This is a genomic window from Ensifer adhaerens (assembly GCF_000697965.2).
GTDB lineage: Bacteria > Pseudomonadota > Alphaproteobacteria > Rhizobiales > Rhizobiaceae > Ensifer > Ensifer adhaerens.
On record NZ_CP015880.1, the window covers coordinates 888,923 to 909,735 of the forward strand.

Here is a 20,813-nt window from a genome sequence, read left to right on the forward strand (position 1 = left end):
GCCGCCAGGGCTCTCCGGCAAAACACCAGGAAAAGATGATATGGCCGAGCCGAAAGCACCCGCCGAAAATACCGATTCCGCACAAGGCTTTGCCTTCGCGCTGACCGCCTATCTGCTTTGGGGCTTCCTGCCGTTCTTCATGAAGGCTGTCGCCCATATCCCGGCGCCGGAAGTGGTGGCGCACCGGATCGTGTGGTCGGTGCCGCTCGCAGGTCTCGTGCTGCTCTGGCTCGGGCGCACCGACGATATCAAGACGGCACTGCGCTCGCCGCGCATGCTGTGCATGGCCGCACTGACTGCCGTGCTCATCACCATCAACTGGGGCATCTATGTCTGGGCAATCGGGGCGGGCCGCGCCATCGAAACCGCGCTCGGCTACTACATCAATCCGCTCTTCTCGATCTTCCTCGGCGCCGTGCTTTTGAAGGAGAGGCCGAACCCGGCGCAGATGGTCGCAATCGCGCTCGCTGCTTCCGCCGTCGCCGTGCTCGCCTTTGATGCCGGCGGTCTGCCGTGGGTGTCGATCGGCCTCTGCCTGTCCTGGGGTTTCTACGCCTTCTTCCGCAAGACCCTGCCGGTTGGCCCCAACCAGGGCTTCTTCCTGGAAGTCCTGCTGCTGAGCGTTCCGGCCATCGGCTACATCATCTGGCTGGAGACGACGGGGCAGGGCCATTTCGGTGACACCGGCATGGCCGACGTCCTGTGGCTGTTGTCCTGCGGCATCGTCACGGCCGTGCCGCTGATGATCTATGCCAATGGCGCCAAGCTCCTGCGCCTCTCGACCATCGGCATCATGCAGTACATCGCGCCGACGATGATTTTCGTGATCGCCGTCTTCGTCTTCCATGAGCCCTTCGGTACGGCAAAGCTCATCGCCTTCGGCCTGATCTGGGCGGCGCTGGTGATCTATACCGGCGCGATGCTGGCTGAAAGCAGGGCGCGCCGCGCCCTGCAGGCAAGCCCGGCCGAATAAGGTCGGTTGCGATAGAAACAAAAAAGGCGCGCCGGGGGCGCGCCTTTTTTGTTGGCTGAACAGGTTTCTCAAAGCTTGGAGATGATCTCGGCTTCGCCGTCGCGGCCGTTGCCGCCGTTGGCGGCCGCCAGGATGGTCGGCACGATGTCGGCGGCATCGTTGACGACGAGCGGCTGCACCAGATGCGCCGTGTGGACGAAGCCCTCTTCGCGCATGTGCTGCAGGAGGTCCATCATCGGCCTCCAGAAATTGTTGATGTTGCCGAAGACCATCGGCTTGCGGTGACGGCCGAGCTGCGCCCAGGTCATGATCTCGACGATCTCTTCAAGCGTGCCGATGCCGCCCGGCAGAGCCACGAAGGCGTCGGCGCGTTCGAACATCGTGTGCTTGCGCTCGTGCATGTCGGCCGTGACGATCAGTTCGTTCAGTTGGCCGAGCGAATGGCGGGTCGCTTCCTTGTCCATCAGGAATTCAGGGATGATCCCGGTGACTTCGCCGCCGTTGGAAAGCACGCCGCTGGCGACCGCTCCCATGATGCCGCGTGTGCCGCCGCCATAGACCAGGCGAAGCCCGTGATCGGCGATGGATCGGCCGAGCGCGCGGCCGGCCTCCATGTAGGCATTGTCGCGTCCCGGCTGTGACCCGCAATAGACGCAGATGGATCGAATCGTGCTGTTCTCGGTGCTCATGCCCCCCAAAAAACATTGCAGCGCAGCATGGGTCAAGAAAAATGAGGGGAAACCCGGCTTTCTGTGGGTTGCCGTGCCTTCGGCTGCTTGTATGCCGAATCGCGAATCGCTAGCAATTTCAGTGATTGATTGAAGAAATCGGACGAGTTGCTTGCTGTTGCGCTATAATGACGGCGCAAGCCCGCACCGCAGGCCGATGAGAGGGCATGCGCGGAGCGTTGCTCCGCTCCGTGTGGAGAGTGGCATGATCAAAAATAAGGCCGGCTGGGTGGCCATTTCTGTCCTCGTGGCAGCAACAGCGTTGATGGTATTCGTAATTCAACCGAACTTGCGCGACGACGGCCAGAAGCCAACGGCGGAGCAGGCGGCAGGCACCGCGACACAGTCGACCGAGGCGACGCCTGCGACCAGTGGCCCGCAGGCGGCTGGCGCCTCTGCCGAGACAGCAAAGACGGATGCTGCGCCGCAGCAGGAACAGTCGAAGGCCGACGCGGCGACTGCCGCCAATGCGCCTGCAACCGATCCCGCCATTCCCGGTTTCGATGTGTTGCGCGTGGAGCCCGATGGCTCGACGGTGATCGCCGGCCATGCCCAGCCGAATTCGAAGCTTGAGATCCTGAGCGGCGATACGGTGGTCGGCACCGCTGATGTCGGCGCGACCGGCGACTTTGCCGCGGTCTTCGACGATCCGCTTCCGGCGGGTGACCATCAGCTCACGCTGCGCAGCACCGGCGAAAACGGTGCGGTGAAGAGCTCCGAGGAGGTCGCGACCGTTTCTGTTCCCAAGGATCCGTCCGGTCAACTGCTTGCCATGGTCTCGAAGCCCGGCATGGCGAGCCGGCTGATCACGACGCCGGATACGGTGGAGGGGACAGCGGCTGTGGACGCCAAGCCGGCCGAGGTTGCTTCCGCAACGCCGCAGGCGGTCGATACCGCTACTGCGCCGGCCAAGCTTTCTGGCGTGCCGGGCCTGCAGGTGAGCGCCGTCGAGATCGAAGGCAGCAAGATGTTCGTTGCCGGCAGCGCCAAGGCAGGCGCCTTGGTTCGCGTCTATGCCGACGACAGGCTCGTCGGCGAAATGAAAGCCGACGACAAGGGCCACTTCGTCGTCGACGGCCAGATCGAGTTGACGGTGGGCAGCCACATCATTCGGGCCGACATGCTGAACGAGGATGGCACCAAGGTCGTGATGCGCGCTTCGGTTCCCTTCGACCGGCCCGCCGGATCGCAGGTCGCGGCCGTGGCACCTTCGGGCACGCCGTCCGCAACCGCGGGTCTCGATGGCCTGCGTGCGGAAGCTGGAAAGGCGCTCGCGCTGCTGAAGGGTCTCTATGCCAATGGCAAGGTGCCGAACGGCGAGCAACTGGCCGCCGCCCGTTCGGCGACCGAGATCGCGTTGAAGTCGCTTGCCGATTTCCGCCTCGCCGACAGTTCCGACCAGACGCTCGTCGCTTCCGCGACGCGGGCCGCAAAGGCCTCCGCAAGTGCGCTCGCGGCGCTGAAGGCTGCACCTCAGGACGCATCGAGCGTGGCGACGGCACTTGCCAAGGTTGATGAAACGGTTGGTGCGGTCCTTGCCGAGCAGGGCAGCGCCACGCCGGCGTCGCCCGAGAAGGCCCAGCCGAAGGACAATGCCCCGGCTCCGGGCGAACTGGCAAAGGCAATGGGTGCTGGAAGCGCAGTTGTAAACGACGCTGCACCGGCGCAGTCGGCGACCGAAACCGCGGCCGTTGCAGCCTCGCCCGACCAGCCCCAGACGCTCGAGCAGGCTCCGCTCAAGGAGAGCAAGAGTTCGGTGATCATCCGCCGCGGCGATACGCTGTGGCAGATCTCGCGTCGCGTCTACGGCGCCGGCCTGCGCTACACCACGATCTATCTCGCCAACCAGGACCAGATCGAGGATCCGGACCGCATTCGCCCGGGTCAGGTCTTCGGCGTGCCGGACAAGGCGCTGCCGGACGACGAATCGCGGGAAATTCACAAGAAGCACATGAAACAAGAGCAATAAGCAGCCGATCGGCGGCCGCCGACATTGCGGCGGCTGCGACGGATGCTTATCTCCAGACCAAGGGCGGCGCCTTCGACAGGGCGCCGCTTTTCATTGAACGGTGATGACGGCGCCGCAGGTCTTCGTTTACAGGGAAGGCTCGGCGCAGAGCTTGGATGCGCAACAATCTGCCTCCAAGCGCGCAAACGTAAGAGCGGATCAGAACGTGGCACCCCAGAAGAAAACCGTTTCGGCCGATACCAGCAATCCCTTGCATACGATCGCCAATCTCTGGCCCTACATGTGGCCATCGGACAGGGCCGATCTCAAGCTTCGGGTGATCTGGGCGACGGTCATTCTGATCATCGCCAAGGTCGTCCTGATCCTCGTTCCCTATTCCTTCAAATGGGCAACCGATGCGCTGAACGGCAAGCCGGATGTCCTGGGCTTTCTGCCCGTGTTCATGACCGGCGCGGTCATGCTGGTGCTTGCCTACAACCTCGCGCGTCTTTTGCAGGCCGGCTTGAACCAGCTGCGCGATGCGCTGTTTGCAAGCGTCGGTCAGCACGCGGTCCGGCAACTGGCCTACAAGACCTTTGTGCACATGCACCAGCTGTCGCTGCGCTTCCATCTGGAGCGGCGCACCGGTGGGCTTTCTCGCGTCATCGAGCGCGGCACCAAGGGCATCGAAACGATCGTCCGATTCACCATCCTCAACAGCGTTCCGACCCTGATCGAATTCCTGCTGACGGCAGTGATCTTCTGGTGGGGCTACGGCTTCAGCTATCTCCTCGTCACCGCCGTCACCGTCTGGCTCTACATCTGGTTCACCGTGCGCGCGAGCGACTGGCGCATCGCCATCCGCCGTTCGATGAACGACAGCGACACCGACGCCAACACCAAGGCGATCGACTCGCTGCTGAACTTCGAGACGGTCAAGTATTTCGGCAACGAGGAGATGGAAGCCCGTCGCTTCGACAAGTCGATGGAACGCTACGAGGCGGCGGCGACCCAGGTCTGGACGTCGCTCGGCTGGCTCAACTTCGGCCAGGCGTTGATCTTCGGCGCCGGTACGGCCGTGATGATGATCATGTCGGCGCTTGCCGTGCAGCGTGGCGAGCAGACGTTGGGTGACTTCGTCTTCATCAACGCCATGCTGATCCAGCTTGCGATCCCGCTCAACTTCATCGGCTTCGTCTACCGCGAAATCCGTCAGGGGCTCACCGACATCGAGCATATGTTCGACCTGCTCGACGTGCGCGCCGAAGTGGTGGATCGCCCGAATGCGAGCGAACTTGTCATCGGCAAGGGCGCCATCGCCTTCAAGGATGTGCATTTCGCCTATGACGCGGCGCGTCCGATCCTGAAGGGCATCACTTTCGAAGTGCCCGCCGGCAAGACGGTCGCCGTCGTTGGCCCCTCCGGTGCCGGCAAGTCTACGCTCTCGCGGCTGCTCTATCGCTTCTACGACGTGCAGGAAGGGGCGATCACCATCGATGGCCAGGACGTGCGCACAGTGACGCAGAAGAGCCTGCGCTCGGTGATAGGCATGGTGCCGCAGGACACGGTGCTCTTCAACGACACCATCGCCTACAACATCCGCTATGGCCGCGTTTCGGCGAGCGAAGCCGAAGTCGAGGCGGCGGCCGAAGCCGCGCAGATCGCCGAGTTCATCCGCACGCTGCCGGAGGGCTTCCAGGCCATGGTCGGCGAACGGGGCCTGAAGCTTTCGGGCGGCGAGAAGCAGCGCGTTGCGATCGCCCGCACCATTCTCAAGGCGCCGCCGATCCTGATCCTCGACGAGGCGACCTCGGCACTAGATACGCGCACGGAGCAGGAGATTCAGTCGGCACTCGACGTCGTTTCGCGCAACCGCACGACGCTTGTCATCGCGCACCGGCTCTCGACCGTCATCAACGCCGACGAGATCATCGTGCTGAAGGACGGCGTCATCGCCGAGCGCGGCACCCATGGCGAGCTGATCGATCGCGACGGCCTCTATGCCTCGATGTGGAGCCGCCAGCGCGAAGCGACGCAGGCCGAAGAGCAACTGAAGCGCGTGCGCGAGAGCGACGATCTCGGCATCGTCACCCGCGGCGAGCCGGCGGTTTGATGGCGTCTTTTTCTTTGCTGAGCGCGACGCGTTTTGTCGCTACCGGGCGGGCAACGTTGCCCGCCGGGACATTTCGCGCTAGAGCGGGGGGCAGGAAAAGCGTTTGCGGTTTTCCGTCCGCATCCCGCGCTAACTTATAGAAAACGATCACGTTCCACGGAAAATCTGGAGTAGAGTTCATGAGCCTGGTCAATACGATCCGCAACACGCTTGTCCCGGTGCACAAGGAAGGCTACCGCTTTGTTGCGATCTTCTTCGTCGTGTCGCTGGTGCTTGGCTTCCTGTGGGAGCCGTTGATGTGGATCGGCTTCGTGCTGACCGCGTGGTGCGCTTACTTCTTCCGCGACCCCGAGCGCATGACGCCGCTCGACGACGATCTGGTGATCAGCCCGGCCGACGGCCGCGTCTCGTCGATCGCGACGGTCCTGCCACCGGAAGAACTGAACCTTGGTTCGGAACCGATGCTGCGCATCTCCGTTTTCATGAATGTGTTCAACTGCCACGTGAACCGCGCGCCGATGGCCGGCACCATCACCCGCGTCGCCTATCGCGCCGGCAAGTTCGTCAATGCCGAGCTCGACAAGGCGAGCCAGGAGAACGAGCGCAACGGTCTGGTGATCGATACAAAACACGGCGCCATCGGCGTCGTTCAGATCGCCGGTCTCGTTGCCCGCCGCATCCTGTGCTGGAAGTACGAGAACGGCTCGCTGGAGGCCGGTGAACGCTTCGGCCTGATCCGCTTCGGCTCGCGTCTCGACGTGTTCCTGCCGGCCGGCTCCGAGCCGCGCGTCAGCGTCGGGCAGACTGCCGTTGCGGGCGAAACCGTGCTCGCCGAGTTTGGCTCGGCCAAGGGCCCGGTCATCAGCCGCCGCGCATAAGGAGTGTCTATGGAAGGCTCTGAACAGGAAAAACCGATCGACACGCGGCAGGCGTCCGAGGACGCCAGCGGCTCGAGCGATACCGCACGCGGCCCACGGCTGCGCGAAATCCCGCTACGGTTGATGATCCCCAATCTGATCACCGTGCTCGCGATCTGCGCCGGCCTCTCGGGTATCCGGCTCGCCTTTGAAAACCGCATCGAGCTTGCCGTTGCCATGGTGTTGCTCGCCGCCTTTCTCGACGGCATCGACGGCCGTGTCGCGCGCGCCCTGAAGGCGACGTCGAACTTTGGCGGCCAGATGGATTCGCTCGCCGATATCATCAACTTCGGTGTCGCGCCGGCCCTCGTGCTCTATGTCTTCATCCTCGACCAGGCGCGTTCGATCGGCTGGATCGCGGCACTGATCTACGCGATCGCGATGGGCCTGAGGCTCGCCCGCTTCAACGTGATGGCGGAGCGCCAGGTCAAGGCGTCCTGGCAGTCGGAATATTTCGTCGGCGTGCCGGCGCCCGCGGGCGCCATGCTGGTGCTGTTGCCGGTCTATCTCGGCCTCCTGGGCCTGGCGCCAGAACGCACCTTCGCGCTCATCGCATCCGCCTACACGGTGCTGATCGCCTTCCTGCTCGTCAGCCGTCTGCCGGTCTGGTCCGGCAAGTCGGAAAACAGCCGCGTGCGCCGCGACCTCGTTCTGCCGGCCATCCTCGGCGTCGTCTTTTACGTCGCGACGCTGATGACCTACACATGGGAAACGATGGCGGTGACGGCGCTTGGCTACCTGATCACGCTGCCCTTCGGCGCGCGATCCTGGCAGCGCAAATATGGCGGCGATTGGCCTGCCCATCCTTCGACCGGCGGCGACGGCCTGCCGGGCGACAAGGACTAACGCAAGTCCGCGAGAGGCGTGAATGGCTTTCCGACCGGCAATGCCCAAAATGAAAAGGCCACCGTGACGACACGGTGGCCTTTCTCATTTGAGCGGTGTGACGAAGCTTATTCCGGCAGCCGGTAGTCGACAATCTTGTCTTCGCGCACGATGTAGAGCTTGCCGGTCTCGGTCTGGTTGGGGCCAACCAGCGGCAGCAGCTTGGCTGCGACTTCCGAAGGATGCGGCACGGTTTCCGGATCCTCGCCCGGCATCGCCTGAGCGCGCATCGCCGTACGGGTGGCGCCGGGGTCGACCGAGAGGATGCGCAGCGGCAGGCGCTGCGTCTCGCCGGCCCAGGTACGGGCCAGAGCCTCGACGGCAGCCTTCGAAGCGGAGTAGGGCCCCCAGAAGGGCTTGCACTTGTGTGCAGCGCTCGACGACAGGATCAGCGCACGGCCGGCATCCGACTTGATCAGCAGCGGCTCGAGCGAACGGATCAGCCGCCAGGTGGCGTTGACGTTGATGTTCATCACCTTGTCGAACACCTTCGCCTCGACATGCCCGATCGGCGAGATCGTGCCAAGCACGCCGGCATTGGCAACGAGGATGTCGAGCTTACCCCAGCGTTCGTTGATCGCGCCACCGAGCTTGTCGATCGCCGGCATGTCGGCAAGGTCGAAGGGCACCAGCGTCGCCGAGCCGCCCGCAGCCTTGATCGCGTCGTCGAGTTCTTCGAGACCGCCGACGGTGCGGGCGCAGGCAACCACATGGGCACCGGCCTTGGCCAGTTCGAGAGCGGTGAAATAGCCGATACCGCGCGATGCGCCGGTGACCACGGCCACCCGGCCTTTGAGATCGATCGTCATTTTTCTGTCTGATTATCCGTTGCTGGCGAGAACCGAGAGTTTGCGGACATTGCTGGCGCCTTCCTGGTCGAGAAGGCGGGTCGGATAGTCCCCGGTGAAATAGTGGTCGGTGAACTGCGGCGACTTCGGATCGCGCTTTTCGCCGCCGACCGCCTCATAAAGACCGTCGATCGACAGGAACTCGAGCGAGTCCGCGCCGATGTAGCGGCACATAGAGGCGAGGTCCGCATGCTGGTTGGCGAGCAGCTTGTCGCGGTCCGGCGTGTCGATGCCGTAGAAGTCCGGATGGAAGATCATCGGGCTCGCGACGCGCACATGCACCTCGCGCGCACCGGCCTCGCGCATCATCTGAACGATCTTTACCGACGTCGTGCCGCGCACGATCGAATCGTCGACGAGGATGATGCGTTTGCCCTCGATCATCGCGCGATTGGCGGAATGCTTGAGCTTGACGCCGAAGGCGCGGATCTGCTGCGTCGGCTCGATGAAGGTGCGGCCGACATAATGGTTGCGGATGATACCGTATTCGAAGGGGATGCCACTCTGCTGGGCATAGCCGAGGGCGGCCGGCGTGCCGCCGTCCGGCACCGGAACCACGACGTCGGCCTCGACCGGCGCTTCCTTGGCGAGGTTGATGCCCATGTTCTTGCGCGACACATAGATGCTGCGGCCGCCGACGACCGAGTCCGGCCGGGCGAAGTAGACATATTCGAACAGGCAAAGACGCTCGGGCTGCGAAACCTCCGGCTTGCGCGCGTCGATGGTGATCGAACCGTCGGGCTGGATCTCGCAGATGATGACTTCGCCGTTCTCGACGTCGCGGACATAGGTCGCGCCGATGATGTCGAGTGCGCAGGTCTCGGAGCAGAAGATCGGCTTGCCGTCGAGTTCGCCCATCACGAGCGGACGGATGCCGATCGGATCACGTGCGGCGATCAGCTTCGTGCGCGTCATCGCCAGCATCGAATAGCCGCCTTCCATCTGGCGGATGGCATCGATGAAGCGGTCGGAAGAGGACGCCTGCTTGGAACGGGCGATCAGGTGCAGCACGACTTCGGTGTCGGACGTCGACTGACAGATGGCGCCGTCGGCGATCAGCTGCCGGCGAAGCGTGAGGCCGTTGGTGAAATTGCCGTTATGGGCGACCGCAATGCCGCCGACTTCGAGTTCGGCAAAGAGCGGCTGCACGTTGCGCAGCGCCACTTCGCCCGTCGTCGAGTAGCGGGTGTGGCCGATCGACATGAAGCCCGGCAGTTTCGCCAGCGTCGCCGGATCCGTGTAGTGGTCGCCGACGAGGCCCATGCGCTTCTCAGTGCAGAACTGCTTGCCGTCGAAGGTGACGATGCCGGCTGCTTCCTGGCCGCGATGCTGGAGCGCATGCAGGCCCAGCGCCGTCAGCGCCGCGGCGTCCGAGTGCCCCAGTATGCCGAAGACGCCGCACTCTTCGTGCAGCTCGTCGCCTTCGAGTTCATCGTGGATTTCGATGGATCTATCGGTCATCACAGTCGCCTTTGCTCCGTACCGGTGCGCATATCGTGATCAGGCCCGCCGTCTTCAAGCAATCTTAGCTGAAAACGGCTGCAAGCGTTATTCCCCAAAAGGACAAAGCCCGCGGGGCGGGCTTTGTCGGCAAATCGTTCCTGTCTCAGCCGTTGGTGGCCGGGGCGTCGTCGGCGGGCGCCTGGTCCGGCGTCGTCGCAGGTGCCTGGCCGGGCGTCGTTGCCGGCGCTTCGCCTTCGCCTTCGCCGGTCGTGTCCTTGCCGCGCAGGCGATCGAGAATGGTGGCGTCAGCTTCTTCGGGCAAAAGCGCGATCAGCTTGTTGCCGAGATTGTCGAGCAGCGGCTTCGACTTGGCCTGGGTGACCCAGGTCGGCTGCTGCTGCGGAGCGACGAGCCAGTTGAAGAACAGCATGGCGACGACGACCAAAAGGATGCCGCGGGCAGCGCCGAACAGGAAGCCGAGCGTGCGGTCGAGCGCGCCGATGCGGCTGTCGATGATGAAATCGGCGATCCGCATGGTGATGAAGGAGATGATGATCAGCGCGATCAGGAAGATCACCGCCGCCGATCCGATCATCGCGACCGTGTCGCTGTTGGTATACTGCTTCGCATAGGGCAGGAGATGCGGGTAGAGGAAGTAGGCGGCAGCCGCCGCACCCACCCAGCTCGCGACCGAAAGCACCTCGCGCGAGAAGCCTCGAACCATGGCCAGGATTGCGGAAAACAGGGCGACGCCGAGAACGATACCGTCGAGAATTGTAATGGGCATTTTGTCCTTACTCCGGACCCGGTTCGTCCGGGTCTCCTCAAGCCTATCCGCCATCGGCCCTGAGTTCAGGGCATTTGCAGCCTGTTTGCGGCCCTTAAAGGGCGGCCTGCGGCATCCGCATCTTTCAGTCTTCGTCCTCCACCGGTCTCAGCGCGTTTCGCGACCCCGCGATGCGCGCCACCAGATCGGGCAGGCTTTCCATCTCGCTCCAGCGGCCATTGCCGTTTTTCGGCAGTTCGGTCGAAGCGGACGGCAGGACCGCCTGGGAGAACCCGAGCTTCTCGGCTTCCTTAAGGCGTTGTGCGGTATGCGCAACCGGCCGGATGGCACCCGACAAGCTGACTTCGCCGAAATAGACGCAATCCGCCGGAAGGGCAAGCCCGGCAAGCGATGAAACCAGTGCGGAAGCCACAGCTAGATCGGCCGCCGGCTCGGAAATGCGGTAGCCACCGGCGATGTTGAGATAGACGTCGTGCTGGCCGAGCCGCACGCCGCAATGGGCTTCCAGCACGGCAAGGATCATCGAGAGCCGTGCGGAATCCCAGCCGACGATGGCGCGTCTCGGCGTGCCGAGCGAGGTCGGGGCGACCAGCGCCTGCACTTCGACGAGAACCGGGCGGGTGCCTTCCATGCCGGCAAAGACGGCGGCGCCCGGCGATTTCTCGTTGCGTTCGCCGAGAAACAGTTCCGACGGGTTGGCGACCTCGCGCAGGCCCTTGTCCGACATTTCGAACACGCCGATCTCGTCGGTCGGGCCGAAGCGGTTCTTGACGGTGCGCAGGATACGATAGTGATGGCCGCGGTCGCCTTCGAAATAGAGCACGGCGTCGACCATATGCTCGACGACGCGCGGACCGGCGATCTGGCCCTCCTTGGTCACATGGCCGACGAGCACGACGGCGGTTCCCGTCTGCTTGGCAAAGCGGATCATCGCCTGCACGCCGGTGCGAACCTGGGTCACTGTGCCCGGCGCGGAATCGACGATGTCGCTCCAGAGCGTCTGGATCGAATCGATGATCACGAGATCCGGGCGCTTGCCTTCCGACAGCGTCGCCAGAATGTCCTCGACGTTGGTCTCAGCAGCGAGCAGCACATCGCTGTCGGCAGCCCCCAGCCGCTGGGCGCGAAGACGCACCTGCGCCACAGCCTCTTCGCCCGAGACATAGATGACGCGATGCTTGCGGCGCGAGAGCGCTGCCGCTGCCTGCATCAGCACCGTCGACTTGCCGATACCGGGATCGCCGCCGACGAGCAGCGCCGATCCGCGCACGAAGCCGCCTCCGGTCACCCGGTCGAGTTCCGAGATGCCTGTCTGGATGCGTGGCGCGTCTTCGATCTCGCCCGAGAGGGTGGTGAGCGCCACCGGGCGTCCCTTCTTCGGCGCGCGCGACGGACCGCCGCCGATGCCCGCCGTCGGGTCGTCCTCGATGATCGTGTTCCACTCGCCGCAGCCTTCGCATTTTCCCACCCAGCGAGTGTGGATCGTGCCGCAGTTCTGGCAGATGAATTGGGTACGCGCTTTCGCCATCGGCATCGACTTTCGGAATGTGAGACCGCCGACGTCGCGAGGGGACGTCGGCGGCAAAGAATCATCTGTATCGTCACATAATGCCGCAAAGTGCGGAACAAAAGGTGAATTTCTGCAAGAATAACCGAAAAATGAGCTGAAGGAGCGCGTCAGACGCTGTCGATATAGTGCCTGATATAGCGGCGGCCGAGACTGGTCAGCATCTCGTAGCCGATCGTCCCTCCGGCGCGCGCGACATCGTCGATGGCGATGTGCCGGCCGAAGAGCTCGATGTAATCACCCGGTCGTACCGCGCTTTCAGGAAGGTCCGTGACGTCGAAGAGACTGAGGTCCATGGTGACGCGCCCGACATGCGGGACCTTCTGGCCGTGCAGGAAACCGAAGGCCCCTGATGGCGTTGCCTGCCTGAGCGTGACGCCGCCGCCGGACACGGAACGGTGATAGCCATCGGCATATCCCACAGCCACCGTGGCGATGCGACTGTCGCGGTCGAAGCGGGCAGAGGCGCCATAGCTCGCGGTGCCGCCGGCGGCCACGTCGCGCACCTGGATGATCCGTGCTTCGGCGGTCACCACCGGCTTCATCGGGTTGGGGATGTCGTTCACCGCCTCGCCGCCATAGACGGCGATGCCCGGCCGGGTCAGGTCGAAATGATAGTCGGGCCCGAGGAAGACGCCGCCGGAGTTGGCAAGGCTCGCATCGACCCCTTCATAGGCAGTCGACACCTCATGGAAGCGACGGAGTTGAAGGCCATTCAGCCGATGGTCCGGATCGTCGGCGCTGACGAGATGGCTCATGATCAGCACCGGCGAAAAGCTTGCCGGCCGCGCCGGGTCTGTCGCAAGCGCAACGGCCTGCTCGACCGTAAGGCCGAGCCGGTTCATGCCGGTATCCACATGCAGCACGCAAGGGTGGTCGCCACGCTCGGAAAGGGCGGCCATGAACACGGCCAGCTGCTCGTCCGAGTTGATGACCGGCACCAGATCGTTGTCGAAGAACAGCGCCTCGTTGCCCGGCCACATCCCGGCGAGAATGTAGATCCGGCCGTCCGGTGCAAGCGGACGGAGTGCTGCGCCTTCCTCGGCATTGGCGACAAAGAAATCGCGGGCGCCGGCCGCATAGAGGGCAGGGGCCGCCTGCGCGATGCCGATGCCATAGGCATCCGCCTTGAGCACGGCTGCGGCACGCGCCTTGCCGGAGCGCTTGTTCATGGCCCGCCAGTTGTCGACAAGCGCGCCAAGATCGATCGTGAGCCGGTTGGAAGCGGAAAGGAAGTCTGGAGGAAGCATGCCGGGCACTCTGCGTGGATGATCCAGGATCAATACAGCCAAGCGCAGAGCGTCGCAAATATTCCCCTGTCGCGGCGCCCTCGCGGATGGACCAGGCAAACGAGCACTTTTGTGCAAGACGCAGCCGCGCAGGCGCACTATGGTTTTGCCATGCAGACAATTTCGCAGGAAGAAGCCATCGATGTCATGCCGATAGAGGGCGCCGAGCGCACGCGCTTCTGGCGGGATTCCCGCTTCATGGGCATGGAATGTCTGACGGCGACCTTCATCACCCATGAATTTGCGCCGCACGCGCACGAAACCTTCAGCATCGGCGCCATCGAGGCCGGCTCGCAGATCAGCAAGATCAAGGGCGAGCGTTCGGAGGCCGGCCCCGGATACTTTTATCTGATCAATCCCGACGAAATTCACGACGGTCATCCGGGCGGCAGCGGCTATCGCTATCGCATGGTCTATCCGAGCGCCGAACTGCTGGTGAGCATCATCGAGGATGTCACCGGACGCGCTTTCAAGGGCACGCCATCCTTCTCCAAGCGTGTTTTGCAGGCGCCGGACCTGGCTCTTTCCTTCCATCAGGCCCACCGCACGCTCGAAGTGTCGGGGGCGACGCTCGAGGCGGAGGAAAAAATGTTCGCGGTGCTTGCCGCGATGTTCGAGCGCCACGGCAGCACGATCATCACGCCGATCGAAACGCGCGAGCAATCGGCCGTGCACCGGGCGCGCGACTTCCTGGCGGAAAACTATGCCGAGGACATCGGGCTCGAGGAACTGGCGAAGGTCGCCGGCCTCAGCCGCGCCCACCTCATCCGCGCGTTCCGCAAGGAGTTCCACATCACCCCGCATGCGTTCCTGACCGACAAGCGCGTGCGGGCGGCAAAGACGTTGCTGCGGCACGGCTGGTCGGCGGTGGACGCAGCCTATCAATGCGGTTTTGCCGACCAGGCGCATTTCAGCCGTCATTTCAAGGCGCGCACCGGCGTCACCCCTGGGGCCTTCCGCGCCGGCTGATCACTTTCGTTCAAGACGATCCGCAGCCCGAGTCCTAGAACACTCGGGCAATTGCGATCGCGCGCCTGTGTGGAAGGGCGGCGCATCGCGCGAATGGAGACGTGGACGTTGCAGGAAAGAAGTGCGTTCCAGGAATTTCGGGCCGCGGCGGTCGCCATGACGCCGCTGATCGTCGCGGTCATGCCGGTCGGCCTCGTGTTCGGTGCGGTGGCGGCGAGCAAGGGACTTGCGCCGGCCGAGGTGACGCTGATGAGCGCGCTGGTCTTTGCCGGCGGGTCCCAGTTCGTCGCGATGGATATCTGGACGCATCCGGCGTCCTGGGCGGCGCTTGGCTTTTCGGCGCTGCTCGTCAACATCCGCCATGTGCTGATGAGCGCTTCGATCGGCGGCAAGCTCGATAGTTTCTCCGGCCCGGCGCGCTATGCCTCGATGCTGCTTCTGGCCGACGAGATCTGGGCCATGGCCGAGATGCGGGCGAGCAACGGCAAGCTGACGCCTGCCTGGTATGCGGGCCTTGCGGTGCCTTTCTACTGCCTTTGGGTGCTGACGAGTCTTGCGGGCGCGTTGCTTGGGGCCTTCCTGGGCGATCCGAAGGTTACCGGCCTCGACTTTGCGTTCCCCGCCGTCTTCATCGTGCTGGTCATGGGGTTCTGGAAAGGACGGGAGACGGGTGCCGTTCTGGCGGCTAGCGCTTGTGCTGCCGTGCTCACGCATCAGTTGCTGCCAGGTGTCTGGTACATCGCTGCCGGGGCTGCGGCCGGGGTCGTGGTCGCGCTTCTCTCCGGTGCACGCAAGGAGGCCCATGCATGACCGTCGATCCAAATACACTGCTTGCCATCGTCGCCATGGCGGTTGCGACGATCGCGACCCGCATCGGCGGTCTCGTGCTGATCCGGTATGTGACGATCGGGGAAAGCCAGAAGCGCGCACTGGAGGCGATACCGCCGGCCGTGCTGATGGCGGTTATCGCGCCGACGGCCTTCGTGACCGGCCCGGCGGAAACGATCGCCGCTGCCGCGACGGCCGTGGCCGCCATGCGGCTGCCGCTCCTGGTATCGGTCGCCGTCGGTGTCGTCTCGGTAGCGCTGCTGCGCCTCGTGTTCTGAGAGGTTTGTGCTGGCGCGGCGCGCTTCAGCCAAAAGGCACGTGCCATTTGAGATTGAGAGCGGGCTGGGAAACCGCAAACATTTTTCCCAGCCCGCTCCGGCCGCCCCCACGGAACCCTAGTGTTCTTCGTACTGGGTGAAGGATGGATCGGCGAGATCGGTGAAGCGCGTGAATTCCGACTGGAAGGCGAGTTTCACGGTACCGGTCGGTCCGTGACGCTGCTTGGCGATGATCACGTCGGCCGTGCCCTTCACCTGCTCCATCTTCATCTTCCATTCTTCGTACTTCGGGTCGAACTCGTCGCGCGGCTCCAGGTTCTTCACGTAGTATTCCTCACGGAACACGAAGAGCACGACGTCGGCGTCCTGCTCGATCGAGCCCGATTCACGAAGGTCGGACAGCTGCGGCCGCTTGTCTTCGCGGCTTTCGACGCCACGGGAGAGCTGCGAGAGCGCGATGATCGGAACGTTCAGTTCCTTGCCGAGCGCCTTGAGGCCGGTGGTGATCTGGGTGATTTCCTGCACGCGGTTGTCGCTGGATTTGCCCGAGCCGGTCATGAGCTGGATGTAGTCCACCACGAGGCAGTCGAGGCCGCGCTGGCGCTTCAGGCGCCGCGCGCGGGCGGAAAGCTGGGCGATCGAGATACCACCGGTCTGGTCGATATAGAGCGGCACCTTCTGCATCATCTGCGAGCAGGCGACGAGCTTTTCGAAGTCGGCCTCGGAGATGTCACCGCGGCGGATCTTCGAGGAGGAGACTTCGGTCTGCTCGGAGATGATACGGGTGGCGAGCTGTTCGGACGACATTTCGAGCGAGTAGAAGCCGACGACGCCGCCGTTCTTGGCCTTGAACGAGCCGTCAGCCTGGACTTCCGGCTCGTAGGCCGCAGCAATGTTGTAGGCGATGTTGGTGGCAAGCGAGGTCTTGCCCATGCCGGGGCGTCCGGCAAGCACGATCAAGTCGGAACGCTGCAGGCCGCCCATCCGGCCATCAAGCGACAGGATGCCGGTTGAAATGCCCGAAAGGCTGCCGTCGCGCTCGAAGGCCTGGCCGGCCATGTCGATGGCGAGCGCCACGGCGTCGTTAAACGACTGGAAACCGCCGTCGTATCGACCGGTCTCGGCAAGTTCGAACAGACGGCGCTCGGCGTCTTCGATCTGGCCCTGCGGAGGCATGTCGAGCGGCGCGTCATAGGCGATGTTGACCATGTCCTCGCCGATGGTGATCAGCGAACGGCGCAGCGCCAGGTCATAGATCGCCCGGCCATAGTCTTCGGCGTTGATGATCGAGACGGCAGCGCCGGCAAGGCGCGCAAGATAGGTCGCGACGGTCACGTCGCCGACCTTCTCGTCGGCCTTGAGGAAGGTCTTGATGGTGACCGGGTTCGCCATCTTGCCCATGCGGATGATGTCGCCGGCGACTTCGTAGATCTTGCGGTGCAGCGGCTCGTGCAGATGCACCGGCTTCAGGAAGTCCGACACGCGGTAGTACGCGTCGTTGTTGACGAGGATCGCGCCAAGCAGCGCCTGCTCGGCCTCGAGGTTGTTCGGGGCCTCGCGGTAGTGCTGGTCCGCCTGATCCTTGCCGATAGGGGATAGCTTTCGCGACGCTTCGCTCATTCGTTTATCTCTGCCTCTGTCTGGTGTGGCACCGGTTTGCGTTTTAGCGCGGGCCGGGTCAAGTGCACGAGGGACACAGTCGCGAAGCGACGTCACCGCGCCCGGCGCTGTTCCCGTTGTTCGACTGATCCACAGGCGGGGGCTCGCAAATGTGCGGATTATGCCGTCGTCACAAATTTGGTCGTTGACGCCGCGAATCACCCGAACCTTCCCGACGAAACGAAGTGTAGCGCCGTCCTCCTCTGCCTCAAATCCGCATCTTGAAAATCCACCGCATTTGGATTAGATAGAGGCAGAATAATTAGCATGCTAGTAATATGGAAAAGATACCAATGTATCAACCCACCGTGAACCGCGAACTGTTCGATGCCCTGTCGCTGCTCAATCGCAAGCTGCGCGCCGTGTTCGATGCGCGGGTGAAGGAGAAGGGGCTGACGCTGTCGCGTGCCCGCGCGCTCTTCGCCTTGACGAAGAAGGATGGCCTGAACCAGCGGGAGCTCGCCGACGAACTCGACATCGAGACCCCGACACTGGTGCGCCTGCTCGACGGCATGGAGAAGCAGGGCTTCATCGAGCGGCGGGTCGAGGTCTCCGACCGACGCGCCAAGCAGATCCATATGACCGAACTCGGCCGCACCGTTGCCGACGAGATCCTCAGGCTTGCCGACGAAATCCGGGCCGAAGTGCTGCAAGGCATCGACGCAGCCGAGCTTGCCGTGACAAAGCGGGTGGTTCGTGCGATCGCCGACAATGTTCAGTCGCTGGCGCGGGAGTGACGGCGATGGGCGCAGTCGCGACGGCCGCCGCAAACGACAATCGCCTTGCCTCCGAGCTTGAGGCCGCGGAGGCCGTCGACGAGGACCAACACGGAGAAACCGTTATTGCGCCGGAACCGGCGCCAACCCCCGTGCCGGCCCCCGTCGAGAAAGGTCTGTTGCTTTCGGCGGTCTATGTCCTGGGCTCCGTGCTCCTGTTCCTGACGCAGGGGCTCGGCATGAACCTGGCGCTCGCCAACCTTACGCAGGTCCAGGGCTCGCTTTCGGCGACCTCCATCGAAGCCGGCTGGCTCTCGGCGGCCTACATGGCGCCGAATGTCAGCCTGTCGATCGCGCTGGTGAAGATCCGCGCCCAATACGGGCTGCGCCGTTTTGCCGAAATCAGCATCGCCGGTTTCGTCGTCGTCTCGTTGATGAACGTCTTCGTTTCCGATCTGCATTCGGCGATCGTCGTGCGCTTCATCAGCGGCATTGCCGCCGCACCGATGTCGACGCTCGGCTTCCTCTACATGCTCGAAGCCTTTCCGCCGGCGCGCAAACTGACCGTCGGGCTGGCGCTGGCGCTCACCTGCACGACGATTTCCGCGCCGGTCACCCGCCTGATCTCGCCGACCTTGATCGAATATGGCCAGTGGCATGCGCTCTACACGCTGGAAATGGCGCTGGCGCTGATCGCGCTGCCGATCATCTACCTGCTGCCGCTGACGCCGGTCCCGCATGCCAAGGTTATCCAGCGCATGGATATCCTGAGTTACCTCCTCGTCGCCGTCGCCTTCGGCTGCCTCGCCGTGGTCCTGACCATGGGGCGCCTCTACTGGTGGTTCGAGGCTCCTTGGCTCGGCGTCCTGCTGGTCGTCTCGATAGCGACGCTGACGACCGCGGTGCTGATCGAGCTTTATCGCCCGGTGCCGTTGATCGACGTGCGCTGGATCGCTTCAAAGGAGATCGTGCACTTTGCCGCCGTTCTCTTGATTTTCCGGCTGGTCGCCTCCGAACAATCGACTGTTGCTGCGAACTTCTACCAGCAGCTCGGTCTCCAGTTCGAGCAGGTCGCAACCCTCTATTGGATCATCCTTGCTGCGGCCATCGGCGGCGGTCTGCTTTGCGCCGCGCTGATGAATCCTGGACATGCGGAGCGCGTGCATATTCTGGCACTCGGCCTCCTGGCGGCCGGCGCCTACATGGACAGCCAGGCGACCAGCCTGACACGGCCGGAGCAGATGTATCTGAGCCAGGCGATGATCGCGTCCGGAACGGCGCTCTTCCTGCCGCCGGCCATGGCGCGCGGCTTCAAGGCGGCGCTCGCCAAGGGGCCGAGCTATATCCTCAGCTTCATCGTGATCTTCCTCTTTACCCAGAGCATCGGCAGCCTGATCGGCTCCGCCGCCTTCGGTACCTTCGTCACGATCCGTGAAAAGTTTCATTCCAACCTTCTCGCGGAACAGATCGTGCTCTCGAACCCTCTGGTTGCCCAGCGCGTCAACCAGCTTTCCGCCGCCTACGCCAAGGTGATGGGCGACAAGACCCTGCTCGGCGGCGAGGGCACCGTGTTGTTGTCACAACAGGTGACCCGCGAAGCTTACATCCTCGCCTACAACGACGCCTTCCTGCTTGCCTCGGCGGTCGCGCTTTTCGCGCTCGCCGGGCTGCTGCTGCACATCTCCCACAACTGGCTCAGGCAGAGATTGTCCGCTCCTGCGCCGATGCCGGCCACCTGATTGACAGAGTTGACGACCATGTTGAAATCCCTGCGCTCTCCCACGAGCATCATCGTTCTTCTCGCCGGCATCGCCGGTATCGCCCTTGTGCTCTACGCCTGGCGGCTGCCGCCGTTCCACAGTTCGGTGGAATCGACGGAGAATGCCTATGTGCGCGGCTTTGTAACGATCATGAGCCCGCAGCTTGCGGGCTATGTCGCCGACGTTCCGGTGCACGACTACGAGACGGTCAAGGCCGGGCAACTGCTGGTCAAGATCGACGACCGCATCTATGCGCAGAAGGTGGCGCAGGCGGAAGCCACGCTTGCCGGGCAGAAAGCCGCACTTGCCAATTCCTTTCAGCAGGAGCTTTCCGCCAAGGCGGGCATCGCCGCCAGCCAGGCGCAGCTCGATGGTGCCAAGGCTGCCTTCAATCGGGCCCGGGCGACCTGGGACCGCATCCGCCCGCTCGCGGAAAAGGGTGTTTCGACCCGCAGTGATGCCGACCAGGCGCGTGCAGGCTTTGAGCAGGCCGACGCTGCCGTGAGCCAGGCAGAGGCCGGGCTGGAAGTGTCGAAGCAGGCGCTGGCGACGACGCTTGGCGCGCGTGCCGGATTGCAAGCCGCGGTGAGCGGGGCGGAAGCGGCCGTCGAACTCGCGCGAATCGATCTCGACAACACCCGCATCGTCGCGCCGCGGGACGGCCGTCTCGGTGAGATCGGCGCGCGGATCGGTCAATATGTGACGGCCGGCTCGCAACTCCTGGCGCTGGTGCCGAACGACGTCTGGGTCGTCGCCAATTTCAAGGAAACGCAGCTCGACGGCATGAAGGCGGGCCAACCCGTCGCCATCGCGGTCGACGCGCTGCAGCGGAACGAGCTGACGGGGCATATCGAGCGGTTCTCGCCCGCCGCCGGTTCGGAGTTCAGCATCATCCGTCCGGACAACGCCACCGGCAACTTCACCAAGGTGGCCCAGCGCGTCGGCGTGCGCATCGTCGTCGATCCCGGCCAGCCGCTGGCGGAAATGCTGTCGCCCGGCCTTTCGGTCGTCGTGCGCGTCGACAAGGACGCGCCGGTGCGCGTTGCACCGGACCAGGCGAACATCGGTGTCGCGCCTGTTGCTGCCCACGGATAAGACGGCCGAG

18 protein-coding genes are annotated in these 20,813 nt (G+C 63.9%); 11 read left to right on the forward strand and 7 right to left on the reverse strand.

Features of this window, described 5'->3' with window-relative positions:
• Nucleotides 1-40 precede the first annotated feature (40 nt).
• Nucleotides 41-973: an EamA family transporter RarD gene (rarD, locus tag FA04_RS04215; protein ID WP_034804008.1), complete on the forward strand. Its 933-nt coding sequence runs from the start codon at nt 41-43 to the stop codon at nt 971-973.
• A gap of 68 nt (nt 974-1,041) precedes the next feature.
• On the opposite strand, the gene FA04_RS04220 is transcribed toward rarD, so the two are convergent.
• Nucleotides 1,042-1,662, reverse strand: coding sequence for an LOG family protein (locus FA04_RS04220; RefSeq protein WP_034804006.1), 621 nt, complete (start codon nt 1,660-1,662; stop codon nt 1,042-1,044).
• Nucleotides 1,663-1,906: 244 nt separating this feature from the next.
• Between FA04_RS04220 and FA04_RS04225 the strand changes: the two genes are divergently transcribed.
• The 4 genes from FA04_RS04225 to pssA all read left to right on the forward strand — a co-directional run bounded on the left by FA04_RS04225 (nt 1,907) and on the right by pssA (nt 7,525).
• Nucleotides 1,907-3,670, forward strand: a complete 1,764-nt coding sequence (locus FA04_RS04225; protein WP_034804004.1) for a LysM peptidoglycan-binding domain-containing protein — start codon at nt 1,907-1,909, stop codon at nt 3,668-3,670.
• 205 nt (nt 3,671-3,875) lie between these two features.
• Complete coding sequence (locus tag FA04_RS04230) at nt 3,876-5,762, forward strand: ABCB family ABC transporter ATP-binding protein/permease (protein WP_034804301.1); 1,887 nt, start codon at nt 3,876-3,878, stop codon at nt 5,760-5,762.
• 179 nt (nt 5,763-5,941) lie between these two features.
• Nucleotides 5,942-6,640 (forward strand): phosphatidylserine decarboxylase, encoded by a 699-nt coding sequence (locus FA04_RS04235; RefSeq protein WP_034803995.1) that lies wholly within the window; start codon nt 5,942-5,944, stop codon nt 6,638-6,640.
• 9 nt (nt 6,641-6,649) lie between these two features.
• Nucleotides 6,650-7,525 (forward strand): CDP-diacylglycerol--serine O-phosphatidyltransferase, encoded by an 876-nt coding sequence (gene pssA / locus FA04_RS04240; protein ID WP_051659665.1) that lies wholly within the window; start codon nt 6,650-6,652, stop codon nt 7,523-7,525.
• 107 nt (nt 7,526-7,632) lie between these two features.
• Here pssA and FA04_RS04245 read toward each other — a convergent pair whose 3' ends face one another.
• From FA04_RS04245 to alr, 5 genes are all read right to left on the reverse strand, one after another.
• Nucleotides 7,633-8,373, reverse strand: coding sequence for an SDR family NAD(P)-dependent oxidoreductase (locus tag FA04_RS04245; protein ID WP_034803992.1), 741 nt, complete (start codon nt 8,371-8,373; stop codon nt 7,633-7,635).
• 12 nt (nt 8,374-8,385) lie between these two features.
• Nucleotides 8,386-9,873, reverse strand: a complete 1,488-nt coding sequence (purF, locus tag FA04_RS04250; protein ID WP_034803990.1) for an amidophosphoribosyltransferase — start codon at nt 9,871-9,873, stop codon at nt 8,386-8,388.
• Between the two features lie 145 nt (nt 9,874-10,018).
• Nucleotides 10,019-10,642 carry a CvpA family protein gene (locus tag FA04_RS04255; protein WP_034803987.1) on the reverse strand — a complete coding sequence of 208 codons (624 nt, stop codon included), beginning with the start codon at nt 10,640-10,642 and terminating at the stop codon, nt 10,019-10,021.
• A 124-nt stretch (nt 10,643-10,766) separates the two neighbouring features.
• Complete coding sequence (gene radA / locus FA04_RS04260; protein ID WP_034804296.1) at nt 10,767-12,170, reverse strand: DNA repair protein RadA; 1,404 nt, start codon at nt 12,168-12,170, stop codon at nt 10,767-10,769.
• Between the two features lie 149 nt (nt 12,171-12,319).
• The gene (gene alr, locus FA04_RS04265) at nt 12,320-13,459 is read right to left on the reverse strand and encodes an alanine racemase (RefSeq protein ID WP_034803986.1); all 1,140 of its coding nucleotides are present in this window, start codon (nt 13,457-13,459) and stop codon (nt 12,320-12,322) included.
• Nucleotides 13,460-13,609: 150 nt separating this feature from the next.
• On the opposite strand from alr, the gene FA04_RS04270 reads away from it, so the two are divergent.
• From FA04_RS04270 to FA04_RS04280, 3 genes are all read left to right on the forward strand, one after another.
• A complete protein-coding gene (locus FA04_RS04270; RefSeq protein ID WP_034804294.1) occupies nt 13,610-14,467 on the forward strand; it encodes an AraC family transcriptional regulator in 858 nt (285 codons plus the stop codon).
• A gap of 156 nt (nt 14,468-14,623) precedes the next feature.
• A complete protein-coding gene (locus FA04_RS04275; RefSeq protein WP_051659671.1) occupies nt 14,624-15,277 on the forward strand; it encodes an AzlC family ABC transporter permease in 654 nt (217 codons plus the stop codon).
• Nucleotides 15,274-15,573 (forward strand): AzlD family protein, encoded by a 300-nt coding sequence (locus FA04_RS04280; protein WP_034803985.1) that lies wholly within the window; start codon nt 15,274-15,276, stop codon nt 15,571-15,573. Before FA04_RS04275 ends, FA04_RS04280 begins: the two co-directional genes overlap by 4 nt.
• Before the next feature lie 117 nt (nt 15,574-15,690).
• On the opposite strand, the gene FA04_RS04285 is transcribed toward FA04_RS04280, so the two are convergent.
• On the reverse strand, nt 15,691-17,193 hold the full coding sequence (locus FA04_RS04285; RefSeq protein WP_034803984.1) for a replicative DNA helicase: 1,503 nt from the start codon (nt 17,191-17,193) through the stop codon (nt 15,691-15,693).
• 332 nt (nt 17,194-17,525) lie between these two features.
• Here FA04_RS04285 and FA04_RS04290 point away from each other — a divergent pair, with 332 nt between their 5' ends.
• The 3 genes from FA04_RS04290 to FA04_RS04300 are packed head-to-tail and all read left to right on the forward strand — an operon-like array spanning nt 17,526 to nt 20,803.
• Nucleotides 17,526-17,969, forward strand: coding sequence for a MarR family winged helix-turn-helix transcriptional regulator (locus FA04_RS04290; protein ID WP_034803983.1), 444 nt, complete (start codon nt 17,526-17,528; stop codon nt 17,967-17,969).
• Nucleotides 17,970-17,974: 5 nt separating this feature from the next.
• On the forward strand, nt 17,975-19,687 hold the full coding sequence (locus FA04_RS04295; protein WP_082572951.1) for an MFS transporter: 1,713 nt from the start codon (nt 17,975-17,977) through the stop codon (nt 19,685-19,687).
• Between the two features lie 18 nt (nt 19,688-19,705).
• On the forward strand, nt 19,706-20,803 hold the full coding sequence (locus FA04_RS04300; RefSeq protein ID WP_051659664.1) for an HlyD family secretion protein: 1,098 nt from the start codon (nt 19,706-19,708) through the stop codon (nt 20,801-20,803).
• Nucleotides 20,804-20,813: the final 10 nt, after the last annotated feature.